This is a genomic window from Streptomyces sp. ISL-10 (assembly GCF_018614575.1).
Lineage (GTDB): Bacteria > Actinomycetota > Actinomycetes > Streptomycetales > Streptomycetaceae > Streptomyces.
On the sequence record NZ_JAGGOJ010000011.1, the window covers coordinates 358,956 to 374,533 of the forward strand.

A 15,578-nucleotide genomic window follows, 5' to 3' on the forward strand; every position below is an offset into this window, starting at 1 on the left:
CAGCGGCGCAGGACACAGGGACATGACAGAGGCGGCCGGGACATCGTCCCGGCCGCCTCTGTCATGTCCTTCGTGCGTCAGCGCATCTTGCCGCCGCGCGGCATCCGCATGCCCTTCGGCATCGGGCCCTTCGGCAGCGGCATGTTGCTCATCAGGTCGCCCATCGCGCGCAGCCGGTCGTTGGTCGAGGTGACCTGCGGGCCGGTGAGCACACGCGGCAGCTTCAGCATCGTGGTGCGCACCTTCTTCAGCGGGACCTGGCCCTCGCCGTTGCCCACCAGGATGTCGTGCACCGGTACGTCCACGACGATGCGGTTCATCTTCTTCTTCTCGGCCGCGATCAGGGTCTTGAGCCGGTTGGGGTTGCCCTCGGCGACCAGGACGATGCCGGCTTTGCCGACCGCCCGGTGCACCACGTCCTGGTTGCGGTTCATCGCCACCGCGGGGGTCGTCGTCCAGCCGCGGCCCACGTTCTGCAGGACCGCCGCGGCGGCGCCCGGCTGGCCTTCCATCTGCCCGAAGGCCGCCCGCTCGGCGCGGCGGCCGAAGAGGATCGCCATCGCCAGGAAGGCCAGCAGGAAGCCCAGGATGCCCAGATAGATGGGGTGGTCGATCAAGAAACCGATCGCGAGGAAGACACCGAAGGTGACGATTCCCACAGCCGCGACGACAAGACCGACCTTGGGGTCGGCCTTACGGGTCATCTTGTACGTCAGGGCGATCTGCTTCAGTCGCCCAGGATTCGCAGCAGCGTCAGCGCTGTCTGAATGTGCCTTCCTCGCCATACCTGAAGTTTACGTGGCCTACGAAGTGCGGTCAGCCACGGCCTCCAGAACGTGCTGGGCCTCGACGCGGTCCTTGGCCCGGCGCCGGTCCTCCAGCACCGCGGTCCATGCGTTGCGGCGGGCGGTGCGCTGGCCGCTGCCGAGCAGCAGCGACTCCATCGCGCGCAGCGCGTCGGTGACGGTCGGGATGGCGGTGGCGATCACGGGACGTACCGGCGCGGCCTGCATGCTGGAGGTCGGCATCGTGAAGGTTCCCCCTCGGGGCGGGCGTGGATGAGTGGGAGCTGTGCGTGCATTCAGCGTCACTGATTGGTGTTACCAGGGCGTGACCGGGTGGTCAAACGCCGATGAAGCACGGATGGGCGCCCTGCGAAGCCCCCGCGAACGCGAACGCGGCCCGCACCGTGTCCCCGACCTGCGGGGAGGATGCGGGCCGCGCCCAACTGGCCATTACTGGCCGGTAGTTGCTTGTGCCTGAATTCACACAGCCTGGGCCGCGCCGGTGGCGGACGTGGTCCCCCGGGCCTCCATCGCCTGCTGGAACAGGCGGCCGGCCCGGTACGACGAACGGACGAGCGGACCCGACATCACACCGGAGAAGCCGATCTCCTCGGCCTCTTCCTGCAGCTCCACGAACTCGTGCGGCTTAACCCAGCGCTCCACCGGGTGGTGGCGCACGGAGGGGCGCAGGTACTGCGTGATCGTGATCAGCTCGCAGCCCGCGTCGTGGAGGTGCTGCAGCGCCTCGCTGACCTCCTCGCGGGTCTCGCCCATGCCGAGGATCAGGTTCGACTTGGTGACCAGGCCGTCCTCGCGGGCGCGGGTGATGACCTCGAGCGACCGCTCGTAGCGGAAGCCGGGGCGGATGCGCTTGAAGATGCGCGGCACCGTCTCGACGTTGTGCGCGAGCACCTCGGGGCGGGAGGAGAAGACCTCGGCCAGCTGCTCGGGCACGGCGTTGAAGTCGGGGATCAGCAGCTCGACCTTGGTGTGGCCGCCCTCGCGGTCGGCGGTCATCGCATGGATCTGGCGCACGGTCTCCGCGTACAGCCAGGCGCCGCCGTCCTCCAGGTCGTCGCGGGCGACGCCGGTGATCGTGGCGTAGTTCAGGTCCATCGTGACGACCGACTCGCCCACGCGGCGCGGTTCGTCGCGGTCCAGGGCCTGCGGCTTGCCGGTGTCGATCTGGCAGAAATCGCAGCGGCGGGTGCACTGGTCGCCACCGATGAGGAACGTGGCCTCACGGTCCTCCCAGCACTCGAAGATGTTGGGACAGCCCGCCTCCTGGCAGACCGTGTGCAGACCCTCGCTCTTGACCAGTTTCTGCAGCTGGTTGTACTCGGGACCCATCTTCGCCCGGGTCTTGATCCACTCGGGCTTGCGCTCGATGGGGGTCTGGCTGTTCCGGACCTCCAGGCGCAGCATCTTGCGTCCGTCGGGTGCGACTGCGGACACGACCGGCTCCCTACAGCTTCGATTCTTCGGCGAACACCAGAGTACGCCCGTTAAAAGTGCGGCCTTACGTTTGGCCAACCTGTGGCCAAAGGGACGCATTCCCCAGGGCCGCCGGCAGGCGTCAGGCGGACGCCGTCTCGACCGCGCGGGGCCGGAGCTCCGCGTGCTCCAGGACGTCGCGCAGATGCTTCTCCAGGACCGGGAGCACCTCCTCGATCGTGATGTCGCGGCCCAGCTCGTTCGCCAGTGAGGCCACGCCCGCGTCGCGGATGCCGCACGGCACGATCCGGTCGAACCAGGTGTTGTCCGGGTTCACGTTCAGGGCGAAGCCGTGCATCGACACGCCCTTGGCGATCCGGATGCCGATCGCGGCGAGCTTGCGGTCCTCGCGCCGCTGGCCGGCGTTGGAGGGGGCGTACTCCGGCCCGTTCAGACGCGGGTCGAACTCCTCGTCCTGCAGCCGGGGGTCGAAGTCGAGCGACAGGCCGCCGAGTGCCGGACGCTCCTCGACCGGATCGCCGAGCACCCACACACCGCTGCGGCCCTCCACCCGGCTCGTCTCGACGCCGAACTCCGCGCAGGTGCGGATGAGGGCGTCCTCCAGGCGGCGTACGTGCGCGACCACGTCCACCGGGCGCGGCAGCTTCAGGATCGGATAGCCCACCAGCTGGCCCGGGCCGTGCCACGTGATCTTCCCGCCGCGGTCCACGTCGATGACGGGCGTGCCGTCCAGGGGGCGCTCACTGTCCGCCGTGCGCCGTCCGGCCGTGTAGACCGGCGGGTGCTCCAGGAGCAGGCAGGTGTCCGGGATCTCGTCCGCGAAGCGGGCGGCGTGGACCTCGCGCTGCTTCTGCCAGGCCTCCTGGTACTCGACGGCGTTCTCGCCGAACCCCAGTCGGACGAACCGCAGCTCACTCACGGCAGAGCCTCCCTCGAACCTTCGCCCAGCTGTGATCCGGGCCCATGCCACTGTACGGCGGCCCGGAAACCGGGGGCCGGGCAGGTAGCTCCCGTCAGCGCAGATGTCAGTGCCGCCGTCAATCCTCACACGATCGGATGAATGTGGGGCGAAGGTAGCGGAAGGGGCCGGTCCGGCCGCTAAATTCGCGCCGTTCCATGAGGGCTGCTCCCGGCCCGGAAGTCAGGAGACCCGACAGCAGATGACGGAACGAGCCCCACAGCGCACCCCCAACCGGCAGCTCGCCGCGCTCATCGCGGAGGCGGGCTTCTCCCATGCCGGGCTCGCCCGCAGAGTCGACCAGCTCGGTCTCGAGCACGGCCTCGACCTGCGCTACGACAAGACCTCCGTGACCCGCTGGCTGCGCGGCCAGCAGCCGCGCGGTACGACCCCGGCACTGATCGCGGAGGTGTTCACCCGGCGGCTCGGGCGCCGGCTGTCCGCCCAGGACCTCGGCCTCGACGCCTGCGCGCCGGTCTACGCCGGCCTGGAGTTCGCCGCCACGCCGGAGGAGGCCGTCGACATCGTCAGCGGGCTGTGGCGCAAGGACTCCGGCAGCCACGGGGAACTGCGCAAGATCGCCTTCACCCCCGCCGGCCTGGTCGTGCCGAGCCGGGACTGGCTGATCGGACGCGCCGACGAGCGGGTCGGCCGCGGGGACGTGGCGCACAGCGCATTGGGGCGGGTGCCCCTCCAGGGGACACGCGTCACCGTGCCCCGCCAGCGCGGCACCGACCGGGGGCCCGGCCAGAAGGTCTCCGGCGGAGACATCTCGGCCCTGCGCTCCGTCGGCGAACTGTTCCGCGCCCTCGACCACGCCTACGGCGGCGGCCACGCCCGGCAGGCCCTCGTGCGCTACCTGGAGCACGAGGCCGAACCGATGCTGCGTGGCACCTACGGGGAGGCGCTGGGCCGCCGGCTCTTCGCCGCGGCCGCCGATCTGACCCGGCTCGCGGGCTGGACCTCGTACGACATAGCGGCACACGGCCTCGCCCAGCGGTACTTCGTCCAGGCGCTGCGGCTCTCACAGGCGGCGGGGGACCGGGCGTACGGCTCCTATGTGCTCGTCACCATGAGCCGACAGGCTGTCTACCTGGGCCACGGGCGGGAAGCGGTCCAGCTCGCCCGGGTCGCCCAGCAGGGCGTGGGCTCCGCGGCGCCCCCGCTGGTCCAGGCGCTGCTGCACGCCGCCGAGGCACGCGGCCACGGGGTGCTCGGCGAGGCACGGGCGTGCAACACGGCCCTCGCCCGCGCGGAGCGTGCCCTGGACTCGGCCCGTCCGGGCGACGACGTGCCGCACTGGGCGCGGTCCTTCGACGAGGCCCAGCTCGCCGACGAGATCGGGCACTGCCACCGGGACCTCCAGCAGTACCGCTCGGCGGTCCAGCACGCGGAACGTTCTCTCCAGTTACGGGCCCCGGCCTTCGCCCGCAGCCGGCTGTTCTGCCGGGTCGTCCTCGCGACGGCGCGCCTCGGCCTCGGCGAGCTGGAGCAGGCGTGCGCGCTGGGCGCGGAGGCGGCGCTGCAGGCGTCGGAGATGAGGTCGGCGCGGGCGTCGGAGTACGTGCGGGAGTTCGAGCGCCGCCTGGAGCCGTACCGGGACGCGAGCCCGGTCCGCACCTACCGCGACCGGGTGGCGGCGCTGGGGTGAGGGGGCGACCCCGGCCGGGGCGAGCGCGGGGGCGGGCTGCCGCTGTGCGGGGCCGTTTCCCGGTGGTCGCCTCCCCTACCGGGTGGGCCGTGGGCGTACCCCTCCCGAAGCGGGGCTGCGCCCCGGACCCGGTGGCCTTGCGCCCTGCCGGGCGCGGGGTGCGGGGACCTTGCGCCCTCCCCGCCTTCCCTCTACGGCCTGATGGTCGTGGGAGTACCCGCATCCCGGACCGGGGGCCCTCCCCTACGTCCTGCGGGGGTGGGGTAGGAGCCCCGCGCCTGGAGCCCCGCGCCTGAGGACACCGTCCGAAGGGCGGTAAGAGTGCGGGGAGCAGCCCCCTTCGGGAAGGGGCGGAGTCCGGGGAGGTACGACGTATCTCCGGCATTTGCGTCCGCTGCGGGGGGCTGCCGCGGGGACGGTGGCGGTTCGCCCCGCGGCAGCGGCGGGTGACGGCCCGTCCCCGCGTGACTCACGCCGCGGCCCTCACCGCCACCGTCCCGAAGCCCGGCCGGATGCCGAGGTCCGACAGGAGTGCGTGCGCGGCCCGGCGGCCCGAGTACAGCGCGCCCTGCACCGTCGCCGTGTCCCGGTGGTCGCCGCAGACGTACAGGCCCGACAGCAGGCGCACGGGTCGGCGCAGATCGTAGGGAGGCGTCATGGCCGGGACCGCCTCCGCGTCATGATGGACCGTCAGGAGTTCCCAGTCGTCGGTCGGAGTGCCGTACAGCGTCGTCAGGTGCCGCCGCACCTGCCGGTCCAGGTCGTCCGGCGGGTCGCCCGCCACCGTCGAGGAGATGAGCGCGCGGCCCTCGGGCGCGCGGGACGGGTCGACCTCGCTCAGCACGGCCGTGTGCGACACGGGTCCGCTGCGGTCCGCGTCCAGGACGAGTGACGGATCGGTCAGGGGCGGCTCCGGCGCGGTGTGGTGCACCACTGTCACCGGGCGGAACGACGGCACCCGCAGCCCCGGCAGCAGGTCCGCCGCCGTCCGCGCCCCCGTCGCGACCACGACCGAGCGGCAGCCGAACTCGCCGTGCTCCTCGGTCGTGACCCGGTTCGTCGCGAGGTCGGTGACCCGTGTCCCCGTCCGCACGGTGCCCTCCGGCAGCGTGGCCGCCAGCAGTTCCGGAAGCGCGGACGCCCCGCTCGCCGGAACGCACAGCCGGCCGCGCGCGTAACCGCGCAGCACCAGGTCGGCGCACCGGCTGGACGTGGTCAACTCCGGGTCGCACAGCAGGGCGGACAGCAGGGGGCGCAGAAAACCGTGCACTGTACGGGCGGGCAGCCCGCGGCTGTGGAGGGCGTCTGCCGCGGGCCGTTCCGGACGGGCCAGCACGCGCCGTACGGGCGTGCCCGCGAGTCGTGCCAGCGACGCTCCGAGCCTTGCCTGGTCGAGGTGCCTCGGCCGAGGGGCGCTCGCAAGGGCGCGCGCCATCGTGAATGCGACCCCTACGCCTCTGGCGGCGTGCGGCGAGCTTCCCACCTCGCCGGTCCGCTGAAGGCGTCCTTCGGCGTGGACGAGAACACCGGGCGAGAACGACCGCAGTTCGGCGTCGCGCAGCGCCGAGATGCGCCGCAGCTCCGGGAACGCGGTACTGAGCAACTGGCCTGTGCGGTCGAGCCGGAAGCCGTCGACGCATTCGGTGGCCATCCGCCCGCCCACCACGGGGGCGGCCTCCAGGACCCGGACCGTCACCCCCGCAGTGGTCAGCCGATGAGCTGCCGAGAGCCCGGCGATCCCGGCCCCCACGATGACGACGTCCGCGTGATCCGCATGCTGAGCGGTGCTGAGCACGTGCCCCTCCCCGAGGTCGGCGCGGCTGGTGGGGGGCTCATGCCCCCATCAGGCCCAGTGAATACCCGAGTTCACACCGAGACTAGGAACCGGAACGCCCGCGTGCAGTCGCGCACAGCGCGGAGCACCGTAGCGCGGGGGCGCACGCGGGACGTCGACGTGCCGCGGCCTCACATAGCCGGCCCGTGGGGCGGCCTCCGCCGCGTGGCGGCCGCCCCCGCGGCCGGACGGGCCCGCCGGGTCGGCGCCTTCGGCGGCCCACGGCACGCTGGCGCCGGGCGGCTTTGGCGGCCGGTTCGGCGCTATGCGGCCGCCGAGGCCGGGCGCTTCGTGCGGTGTCGCGTCGGCGGGCTTGCGCTGCGGGGGCGTCTGTGGCGGTCGATGCCGCTGGGGCGGTGGTGATCCGTTGCGGGCCGCGTCGGTCGGCGTATGGCCGTACGTGGGCGGTGGCAGTGCCCTGGTGCCTGTTCGGCGTTGCGGCCGAGGAGCGGCGCGACTGGCAGCGGCCGGTGGGCACCCGCCTCCCGCGCCGCGCGCCCGGGGCGTGGCTGCCGCCGCTGGGACGGCGGCGAGCGTCCCGCCCACGCGCGGCCCTGAGCCGCCCGCGGTCCCGCCCGGCACGTGGTTCGGGGCCCCGGGAGCCCGGCCCGGGCGAACCACCCCGGCCCTGCGGCCCTACCCCCGGCCGCTACCGCAGTGCCGCGCGGATCGCGTCGTCGATCCGGGGGAACGCGAACGAGAAGCCCGACTCCAACAGGCGTGAGGAAGCGCGCGTTGGCTGGTCAGCACGTCCGACGCCATCTCTCCCAGCGCCAGCCGCAGCGCCGGCGTCGGGACCGCGAAGAGTGCCGGACGGCGCAGGACCCGGGCCATCGCCTGCGTCACCTCACGGTTCGTCACCGGCTCCGGCGCCGTCAGGTTCACCGGGCCCGACAGCGACTCCGTGTCGAGGAGATGCCGCAGCGCCGCCACCTCGTCGTGCAGCGCGATGAAGCTCCAGTACTGGCACCCGCTGCCCAGCCGCCCCCCGAGGCCCGCCCGGAACAGCGGGAACATCCGGCCCCACGCGCCGCCGTGCCGTGCCACCACCAGGCCGGTGCGGGCCAGCACCGTGCGTATCCCCGCCTCCTGCGCCGGGGCCGCCGCCTCCTCCCACTCCACGCACACCCCCGGCAGGAAGCCGTCCCCCGGCGGCGCGTCCTCGTCCACCGGGCGGTCCCCGGTGTCGCCGTAGAAGCCGACCGCGCTGCCGCTGATCAGCACCCTGGGCGGTGTGTCCAGTGAGGCGACGGCCTCCGCGATCGCCGTCGTGCCGAGCACCCGGCTGTCGCGGATCTCCTTGCGGTACGCCTGCGTCCAGCGGCGGTCGCCCACCCCGGCGCCGGCGAGATGCACGACCGCGTCACAGCCCACGAGGCCCGCCACGTCGACGTACTGCCGGAGCGGGTCCCACTCGACCTCGTCCCCGGCGCCGGCGGCGTGTCGCACCAGGCGCACCACCTCGTGCCCGTCCGCGCGCAGCGAGCGTACGAGGGCCGCGCCGATGAGCCCGGAGGCGCCGGTGACGGCGATACGCGATGTCTCCATGGCCCCATCCTGCCGTCCCCCTACCGCGTGGCACAGTTGGCCCATGCCCGAGTCGCACACACGTCCCGCGGTACGCCCGCTGATACGCCCCGCACGAGCCGCCGACGACACGGCCCTCGGCGAACTCGACCGGGAGACGTGGTCCCCTCTGCACGCCGTTCAGCCGCGGCCGGAGCCGCCGTACGGCCCGTTCTTCGACCCGATGCACCGGCCCGAGGACTTCCTCGTCGCCGAGGACGGCGACGGCACGCTCCTCGGCTTCATCCGCCTGGTGCGGCCGACGCCGCTGGCCTGCAACCGGCATGTACGCCAGATCCAGGGCCTCGCCGTGGCCGGCCGGGCACGCGGCCTCGGCGTCGGCCGGGCCCTGCTGCGGGCGGCCTGCGACGAGGCCCGTCGCCAGGGCGCGATCCGCATCACCCTGCGCGTCCTCGGCCACAACGCGCCGGCGCGCGCGCTGTACGCGGCGGAGGGCTTCACGGTCGAGGGCGTGCTGCCGGGCGAGTTCCTGCTGGAGGGGCGATATGTGGACGACGTCCTGATGGGCCGTTCCCTCACGGGATGACGCGCCCGCCCCGCGGTCAGCCGCCGAAACGTTCCCACAGTCGCGGAAACCGCTCTGCCAGCGCCGCGTCGTCGTCGAAGGCGAACGGGACGCCCGCCGGTTCGGCCGCCTGCACCGGGATGCCGAGATCCGGCGCGTCGACGCCGGTCAGCTGCTCGTACGCCTCGTCCGCCGCGTACCCCAGCTCCTCGCCGTCCCCGTCGATGTCCTCGTCGAAGTCGTCCAGCAGCTCCGCCAGCGAGTCGGGATCGTGCACCGCGCCCTCGAAGACCTCGCGGCCCTGGCCGATGAGCCAGCAGCGGAAGTAGTCGAAGGCGTCGTCGCTCGCGCCGCCGAGCAGCACGGCCGCCGCGCCCCACAGATCCCAGGTGTAGGCGCGGTTGTAGCGGGCCTCGAAGTGCCGGGCGAAGTCCAGTACGGAGTCGGGGTCGAGCTGCAGCAGCCGCTCGACGAGCAGTTCGGCATGGTCCTCGGGGTCGCCCTCGGCGGCCTCGCGGGTGCTGTCGATGATCTCCCAGAACTCCGTCTCGTCCATCACGGGTCAAGCATCGTGGCTGGCGGATGGCGGCGCACGCGGAGGCGGGAAAAGCGGCTGTATCGAGATGAACGGTCCACGATGGCGATGGGCGGCAATGTCGGACAGAGGATGTCCGGATTCCGTGCGACGGTCGGTCCATGACGACGAACGAGCCGACGAACGGGCCGACGAACGAGCCGTCCAACGGGCCGATGAACGCCCCCACGAGCGCCCCGACGAACGCCCAGTCCAACGAGCCGACGAACGAACCGCAGGACCGTCCTTTCGACGAGCCGCCGGCCGGCTCCCCGGACAGGCCGCTGCACGGAAGCGTCGCACTCGTCGCGGGCGCCACCCGGGGCGCGGGCCGCGCCATCGCCGTGGAGCTCGGCGCCGTGGGCGCGACCGTCTACGTGACGGGACGCACCACCCGGGACCACGTCAGCGAGGTGGGACGCGCGGGGGAGACGATCGAGCAGACCGCCGACCTCGTCACGGCCGCGGGCGGCACGGGCATCGCCGTTCCCACCGACCACCTGGTGGCCGACCAGGTCCGGTCGCTGGTCGACCGCATCGACCGTGACCACGGTCGCCTCGACATCCTCGTGAACGACATCTGGGGCGGGAACTTCCTGCTCGACTTCGACACCAGGATGTGGGACGTCGACCTGGAGCGCGGCCTGCGCATGCTCGACCTGGGGGCGCGTACGCACATCATCACCAGCAGCATCGCGCTGCCCCTGCTCGTACGGCGGCCCGGCGGCCTGGTCGTCGAGGTCACGGACGGGACGGCCGAGACCAACAAGGACTTCCGCGAGAACTTCTACTACGACCTGGCCAAGAACGCGCCGATCCGGATGGCGTACATCCTGGGCGAGGAGCTCAGGAGTGTCGGCGCGACAGCGGTGGCCGTCACTCCCGGGTTCCTGCGGTCCGAGGAGATGCTGGACATCTTCGGCCTCACCGAGGAGACCTGGCGCGACGGCATCGCCAAGCAGCGGCACTGGGCCCTGTCCGAATCCCCGGCGTACCTCGCCCGTGGCGTGGCCGCCCTCGCCGCCGACCCCGACCGCGCCCGCTGGAACGGCCGCTCGGTGGACAGCGGCCGGCTGGCCAGGGAGTACGGCGTCACGGACGCGGACGGCAGCCGCCCGGACGTGTGGGCGTACATCCTCGCGGAGAAGGCGGGGGAGGAACCGTCCCTGGCCGACTACCGCTGACGCCACCACAGGCCTGGCGGCGGTACGGCCCCGGAACACGCCGCCCCCGGCCCCGTCCACGCTTCGCCGCCCCCGGCACCGTCCACGCTTCGGGACCGACGCCGTCAGCCGTACAGGTCGCGCATCCGCGCCGCCGTCGCCGCGAAGCGCTCCCGCAGCGCGGCGGGCTCCAGGACCTCCACCTCGCCGCCCAGCGACAGGAGTTGGGAGTACGCCACGTCCGGGGACTCGACCGGGAGCGTGAGCGTCACCCGACCCCGCTCGTCCGGCGGGGCAGCGGCGGCGAGGGCCTCCTCGGCCGCCGCACGGTCCGTCACGTGCGGCAGGCGGCGCGCGCCCGCCTCCGTGACCCGTACGACGACCTCCGCACGGAGGATGGAGCGCGCGAACTGGGCCGCGCGCTCCGCCCAGAAGGCGGGCAGGTCGAAGTCCTCGTCCCGGTCGAAGACCTCACCGTCCGCCTCCACCGCCGAGAACCGGTCGATCCGGTACACCCGGAACGTGCTCTCCGCGCGGGCGCACAGGTACCAGACGCCCGCCTTCAGCACGAGCCCGTACGGCTCCAGCTCCCGCTCGACCCCGGTGTCCCGGCGGCGGTAGGAGGCCCGGATCCGGTGGTCGCTCCACACCGCCTCCGCGATCACCGGCAGCAGCGCCGGCGTCCGGGGCTCCTGGTACCACCCGGGCGCGTCCAGATGGAACCGCTGCGCCGCCGAGCGCGGGGCGTCCCGCAGCGACGGGAGCAGCGCCGCGGACACCTTCAGGCGAGCCGCGGAGGCGGCGTCCTGAAGACCCATGTCCCGCAGCGCGCCCGGCAGCCCGGACAGGAACAGGGCCTCGGCCTCGTCGCGGCCCAGTCCGGTCAGCCGGGTGCGGTACCCGCCGATCAGCCGGTAGCCCCCGCTCCGCCCGCGGTCGGCGTAGACCGGCACGCCGGCCTCGGACAACGCGAGCGCGTCCCGTGTCACGGTCCGCTCGGACACCTCCAGCTCCCGCGCCAGCTCGGCCCCCGTCATGGACGGCCTCGCCTGCAGGAGCAGCACCATCTTGATCAGCCGGGCAGCGCGCATGGAGGCATTGTGGCGCAGCTCAGGCCAGCGGCTCCTGGAGCTCGGTCACCCACCTCTCCTTGTCCGGCGGGCACTCCACATACACCTCCCTGGCGTACCCGGCCGAGCGGTGCCCGCCCGCCTCGATCCACCGGGCCAGGATCTGCGCGGTGGGCACGACCGCGTCCATCGGACCGCGGTGCACGATCGTCGCCGCCCGCTCGACGGCCGGCAGGTCGACGATCGCGAAGTCCCGGCCGGGCTCCTGGTCGGCGGGGACCGTGCACCCGGCGTGCACCAGGATCGCGCCGTCGCCCTCGGGCGCGTCCTCGTAGTACGCGATACCGGGCCCTGTCGGGGTGACGCCCGCCGCCTTCAGCCGGCCGAACAGCTCCTCGTACAGGGGGCTGATCACCGGCCCGATGTGCTCGGGTCCGTAACCGCCGGCGACAGCGGTCAGTTCCGCGACCCTCACCGCGGGGGTGCTCTTGATGACGACGTCCTGGGTGGGCATGCGGCCCTCGCTCTCGATCGACCGGAGCCTCGCCTCGACCTGCGCCAGCCTGGCGGCCGCCGCGGCCATCGACTCCTCGAGCTCCGCCCGCCGCAGCGTGAGCATCCCGCGCAGCTCCTCGGTGCTCACCTGCTCCTCGAGGATCTGCCGCACCTGGTGCAGCGTGAAGCCGAGATCCTTGAGCGCGATGACACGGTTGAGCGTGGCGAGTTGGGCCGCGGAGTAGTAGCGGTAGCCGGTGAAAGGGTCGGTGTGTTCCGGCCGCAGCAGCCCGATGGCATCGTAGTGACGCAGCATCCGGGCGGACACGCGGCCGTGCCTGGCGAAGTCCCCGATGGTGAACATGACGTCTCCCAGTGCACGGCTTCACATGGTGTGAAGGTCAAGCATCATGCGCGACGGCCCCTGGAGGGCATGCCTCCGGGGGCCGTCGCGGTCACGTCCTACAGGCCGTAGCGCTCGCGCGCCTCCTTCACGGCCGAGGCCGGGACCTCGCCGCGCCTGGCCAGCTGGGCCAGCGCCGCGACCGTGATCGACTGCGCGTCGACGCCGAAGTGGCGGCGGGCAGCCTCACGCGTGTCCGACAGGCCGAAGCCGTCGGTGCCGAGCGAGGACCAGTCCTGCTCGACCCACTGGCTGATCTGGTCGGGCACCTGCCGCATCCAGTCGGAGACCGCGAGCACCGGGCCCGGAGCGCCCTCCAGCGCCTGGGTGACGTACGGGGTGCGCTGCTCGCCGCGGAGCAGGGCCTCGTCGGCCTCCAGAGCGTCGCGGCGCAGCTCGCCCCACGAGGTCGCGGACCATACGTCGGCGGCGACGTCCCAGTCGTCCGCCAGCAGCTGCTGGGCCTCGAGCGCCCAGTGGATGGCCGTGCCGGAGGCGAGCAGCTGGAGCCGGGGGGCGTCCGCGCCGGCCGATCCCTCGTTGAAGCGGTACAGGCCCTTGACGATGCCCTCCTCGACGCCCTCCGGCATGGCGGGCTGAAGCTTGGGCTCGTTGTAGACCGTCAGGTAGTAGAAGACGTTCTCGGCATCCGGGCCGTACATCCGGCGCAGACCGTCCTTGACGATCACCGCGATCTCGTACGCGAACGCCGGGTCGTAGTTCAGCGACGCCGGGTTCGTGGCGGCGATCAGGTGCGAGTGGCCGTCCGCGTGCTGAAGGCCCTCGCCGGTCAGCGTCGTACGGCCCGCCGTCGCGCCCACGATGAAGCCCTTGCCGAGCTGGTCGGCGAGCTGCCACATCTGGTCGCCGGTCCGCTGCCAGCCGAACATCGAGTAGAAGATGTAGAACGGGATCATCGTCTCGCCGTGCGTCGAATACGACGTCGCGGCGGCGATGAAGTCGGCCATGGCGCCGGCCTCGGTGATCCCCTCGTTGAGGATCTGGCCGTCCTTGGCCTCCTTGTAGTACATCAGCTGGTCGCGGTCGACCGGCTCGTACGTCTGGCCCAGCGGCGAGTAGATGCCGGCCGACGGGAACAGCGACTCCATACCGAAGGTGCGGGCCTCGTCCGGGACGATCGGCACCCAGCGCCGGCCGGTCTCCTTGTCCCGCATCAGGTCCTTGACCAGGCGGACGAACGCCATGGTCGTGGCCATCTCCTGCTTGCCGGACCCCTTGTACAGGGCCTTGAAGGCGCGCTCCTCCGGCTCGGGCAGCGGGGCCACCGGGTGCACCCGCCGGGCCGGGGCGGGCCCGCCGAGAGCGGCGCGGCGCTCCTGGAGGTAACGGACCTCCGGGGAGTCGGCGCCCGGGTGGCCGTAAGGCACGACGCCGTCGGTGAAGGCGCTGTCGGCGATCGGGAGCCCGAGCGCATCGCGCATGCCCTTGAACTCGTCGATCGTCAGCTTCTTCATCTGGTGGTTGGCGTTCTTTGACTCGAAGCCCTTGCCGAGCGTGTAGCCCTTCACCGTCTGCGCGAGGATCACGGTCGGCGCGCCCTTGTGCGCGAGCGCCGCGCGGTACGCCGCGTACACCTTGCGGGCCTCGTGGCCGCCGCGGGAGGTGTGGAAACACTCGGCGATCTTCGCGTCGGAGAGCAGCTTGGCCAGCTCGATCAGCGCGGGCTCGGCACCGAAGAAGTGCTCACGGATGTACGCCACGTCGCGGGTCGCGTACGTCTGGAACTGGGCGTCCGGTACCTCGCGCAGCCGGCGGACCAGCGCGCCGGTGGTGTCGAGCTGGAACAGCTCGTCCCAGGCGGAGCCCCACAGCGATTTGACGACGTTCCAGCCGGCGCCCCGGAACTGGGCCTCCAGCTCCTGCACGATCTTGAAGTTGGCGCGGACCGGGCCGTCGAGACGCTGCAGGTTGCAGTTGATCACGAAGGTCAGGTTGTCGAGCCGCTCGCGCGATGCGAGGGCGAGTGCCGCCGTCGACTCGGGCTCGTCCATCTCGCCGTCGCCGAGGAACGCCCACACGTGGGAGTTCGCCGTGTCCTTGATCCCGCGGTTGTGGAGATAGCGGTTGAAGCGCGCCTGGTAGATCGCGGAGAGCGGGCCGAGGCCCATCGAGACGGTGGGGAACTCCCACAGCCAGGGCAGCCGGCGCGGGTGCGGGTAGGAGGGGAGGCCGTTGCCGCCCGCCTCCTGACGGAAGTTGTCGAGGTGCGCTTCGGTGAGACGGCCGTCGAGGAAGGCGCGGGCGTAGATGCCGGGGGAGGCGTGGCCCTGGATGTAGAGCTGGTCCCCGGAGCCGTCTTCCTTGCCGCGGAAGAAGTGGTTGAAGCCGGTCTCGTAGAGCCAGGCCGCGGAGGCGAAGGTGGCGATGTGGCCGCCGACGCCGTGCTTGGACCCGCGGGTCACCATGGCGGCCGCGTTCCAGCGGTTCCAGGCGGTGATACGGGCTTCCATCGCCTCGTCGCCGTCGAAGGAGGGCTCGGCGGAGGTCGGAATGGTGTTGACGTAGTCCGTCTCCAGCAGGCGGGGCAGGGCCACACCGGCCTTCTCGGCGTGCTGGAGCGTGCGGCGCATCAGGTACGCGGCGCGGTGCGGACCGGCATGCTCCGCGACGGCGTCGAGGGACGCCGCCCATTCGGCGGTTTCCTCGGCGTCACGGTCCGGGAGCTGGTCGAGCTCGCTCGGAAGCTTGCCTACGGGGTCGGTCATGATCGCCGCCTTCCGGACAGGAGGGGGGTGGAGAAAGGGGGTGCCGTGTCTGGCAGGACAGGGCGAAGGGTTGGTGAACCCGTCGTCGACTGTAAGTCTCTGATCGATGATCGATCAAAGTCTGGGGAGAAATTGGCATCCGGTGCCGCAAAAGTGGGCACGCGGTGCCGGTGCGAATGCGCCCTTTCCGGGCGCGCGCGGTGTCCGGCGGGGTTTGCGGCCCCCGGTCACCCCTGCTGGGGTGCGGAGGCACACTCCTCGTCCCGAGCAGGTGGGGGCACTTGCCTGCTGACGACCACGTCCCTCGCGGCGGGGGTAGGGAAGCGCAGGGTCGTGTTCGGGACGTAAGGCGTCGTTGGTCACCTCAAGGAC

The 15,578-nt window shown here is 72.3% G+C and carries 12 protein-coding genes and 1 pseudogene; 3 read left to right on the forward strand and 10 right to left on the reverse strand.

The window, feature by feature from the left end; all coding sequences use genetic code 11:
* Window positions 1–77: 77 nt before the first annotated feature.
* From J7E88_RS14290 to lipB, 4 genes are all read right to left on the reverse strand, one after another.
* Complete coding sequence (locus J7E88_RS14290; protein WP_215180813.1) at window positions 78–785, reverse strand: DUF4191 domain-containing protein; 708 nt, start codon at window positions 783–785, stop codon at window positions 78–80.
* Window positions 786–803: 18 nt separating this feature from the next.
* Window positions 804–1,013, reverse strand: coding sequence for a hypothetical protein (locus J7E88_RS14295; RefSeq protein ID WP_215181513.1), 210 nt, complete (start codon window positions 1,011–1,013; stop codon window positions 804–806).
* Between the two features lie 252 nt (window positions 1,014–1,265).
* Complete coding sequence (gene lipA / locus J7E88_RS14300; RefSeq protein ID WP_215180815.1) at window positions 1,266–2,240, reverse strand: lipoyl synthase; 975 nt, start codon at window positions 2,238–2,240, stop codon at window positions 1,266–1,268.
* Between the two features lie 121 nt (window positions 2,241–2,361).
* Window positions 2,362–3,159, reverse strand: coding sequence for a lipoyl(octanoyl) transferase LipB (gene lipB, locus J7E88_RS14305; RefSeq protein ID WP_215180817.1), 798 nt, complete (start codon window positions 3,157–3,159; stop codon window positions 2,362–2,364).
* A 241-nt stretch (window positions 3,160–3,400) separates the two neighbouring features.
* Between lipB and J7E88_RS14310 the strand changes: the two genes are divergently transcribed.
* Window positions 3,401–4,849, forward strand: a complete 1,449-nt coding sequence (locus J7E88_RS14310) for a regulator (protein ID WP_215180819.1) — start codon at window positions 3,401–3,403, stop codon at window positions 4,847–4,849.
* 469 nt (window positions 4,850–5,318) lie between these two features.
* Here the strand turns inward: J7E88_RS14310 and J7E88_RS14315 are convergent, their stop codons facing one another.
* On the reverse strand, window positions 5,319–6,644 hold the full coding sequence (locus J7E88_RS14315; protein ID WP_215180821.1) for an NAD(P)/FAD-dependent oxidoreductase: 1,326 nt from the start codon (window positions 6,642–6,644) through the stop codon (window positions 5,319–5,321).
* 688 nt (window positions 6,645–7,332) lie between these two features.
* Window positions 7,333–8,231: pseudogene (locus tag J7E88_RS14320) on the reverse strand (TIGR01777 family oxidoreductase).
* A gap of 43 nt (window positions 8,232–8,274) precedes the next feature.
* Between J7E88_RS14320 and J7E88_RS14325 the strand changes: the two are divergent.
* The gene (locus J7E88_RS14325) at window positions 8,275–8,796 is read left to right on the forward strand and encodes a GNAT family N-acetyltransferase (RefSeq protein ID WP_215180823.1); all 522 of its coding nucleotides are present in this window, start codon (window positions 8,275–8,277) and stop codon (window positions 8,794–8,796) included.
* 16 nt (window positions 8,797–8,812) lie between these two features.
* Here J7E88_RS14325 and J7E88_RS14330 read toward each other — a convergent pair whose 3' ends face one another.
* Entirely contained in the window at window positions 8,813–9,331 is a 519-nt protein-coding gene (locus J7E88_RS14330) for a DUF4240 domain-containing protein (protein WP_215181515.1), read from the reverse strand.
* Between the two features lie 194 nt (window positions 9,332–9,525).
* Between J7E88_RS14330 and J7E88_RS14335 the strand changes: the two genes are divergently transcribed.
* The gene (locus tag J7E88_RS14335) at window positions 9,526–10,533 is read left to right on the forward strand and encodes an SDR family oxidoreductase (protein ID WP_215181518.1); all 1,008 of its coding nucleotides are present in this window, start codon (window positions 9,526–9,528) and stop codon (window positions 10,531–10,533) included.
* A gap of 104 nt (window positions 10,534–10,637) precedes the next feature.
* On the opposite strand, the gene J7E88_RS14340 is transcribed toward J7E88_RS14335, so the two are convergent.
* From J7E88_RS14340 to aceE, 3 genes are all read right to left on the reverse strand, one after another.
* On the reverse strand, window positions 10,638–11,603 hold the full coding sequence (locus tag J7E88_RS14340) for a YafY family protein (protein ID WP_215180825.1): 966 nt from the start codon (window positions 11,601–11,603) through the stop codon (window positions 10,638–10,640).
* A 19-nt stretch (window positions 11,604–11,622) separates the two neighbouring features.
* The gene (locus J7E88_RS14345) at window positions 11,623–12,441 is read right to left on the reverse strand and encodes a MerR family transcriptional regulator (protein ID WP_215180827.1); all 819 of its coding nucleotides are present in this window, start codon (window positions 12,439–12,441) and stop codon (window positions 11,623–11,625) included.
* A gap of 98 nt (window positions 12,442–12,539) precedes the next feature.
* Window positions 12,540–15,206 carry a pyruvate dehydrogenase (acetyl-transferring), homodimeric type gene (gene aceE, locus J7E88_RS14350; RefSeq protein ID WP_215180829.1) on the reverse strand — a complete coding sequence of 889 codons (2,667 nt, stop codon included), beginning with the start codon at window positions 15,204–15,206 and terminating at the stop codon, window positions 12,540–12,542.
* Window positions 15,207–15,578: the final 372 nt, after the last annotated feature.

What these genes read in the sequence shown, in the direction of transcription:
- J7E88_RS14295 (WP_215181513.1), bottom strand. Translation starts at nt 1,013, where the DNA reads ATGCAGGCCGCGCCGGTACGTCCCGTGATCGCCACCGCCATCCCGACC.
- J7E88_RS14330 (WP_215181515.1), bottom strand. Translation starts at nt 9,331, where the DNA reads ATGGACGAGACGGAGTTCTGGGAGATCATCGACAGCACCCGCGAGGCC.
- J7E88_RS14340 (WP_215180825.1), bottom strand. Translation starts at nt 11,603, where the DNA reads ATGCGCGCTGCCCGGCTGATCAAGATGGTGCTGCTCCTGCAGGCGAGG.
- aceE (WP_215180829.1), bottom strand. Translation starts at nt 15,206, where the DNA reads ATGACCGACCCCGTAGGCAAGCTTCCGAGCGAGCTCGACCAGCTCCCG.
- J7E88_RS14345 (WP_215180827.1), bottom strand. Translation starts at nt 12,441, where the DNA reads ATGTTCACCATCGGGGACTTCGCCAGGCACGGCCGCGTGTCCGCCCGG.
- J7E88_RS14310 (WP_215180819.1), top strand. Translation starts at nt 3,401, where the DNA reads ATGACGGAACGAGCCCCACAGCGCACCCCCAACCGGCAGCTCGCCGCG.
- J7E88_RS14325 (WP_215180823.1), top strand. Translation starts at nt 8,275, where the DNA reads ATGCCCGAGTCGCACACACGTCCCGCGGTACGCCCGCTGATACGCCCC.
- J7E88_RS14290 (WP_215180813.1), bottom strand. Translation starts at nt 785, where the DNA reads ATGGCGAGGAAGGCACATTCAGACAGCGCTGACGCTGCTGCGAATCCT.
- J7E88_RS14335 (WP_215181518.1), top strand. Translation starts at nt 9,526, where the DNA reads ATGAACGCCCCCACGAGCGCCCCGACGAACGCCCAGTCCAACGAGCCG.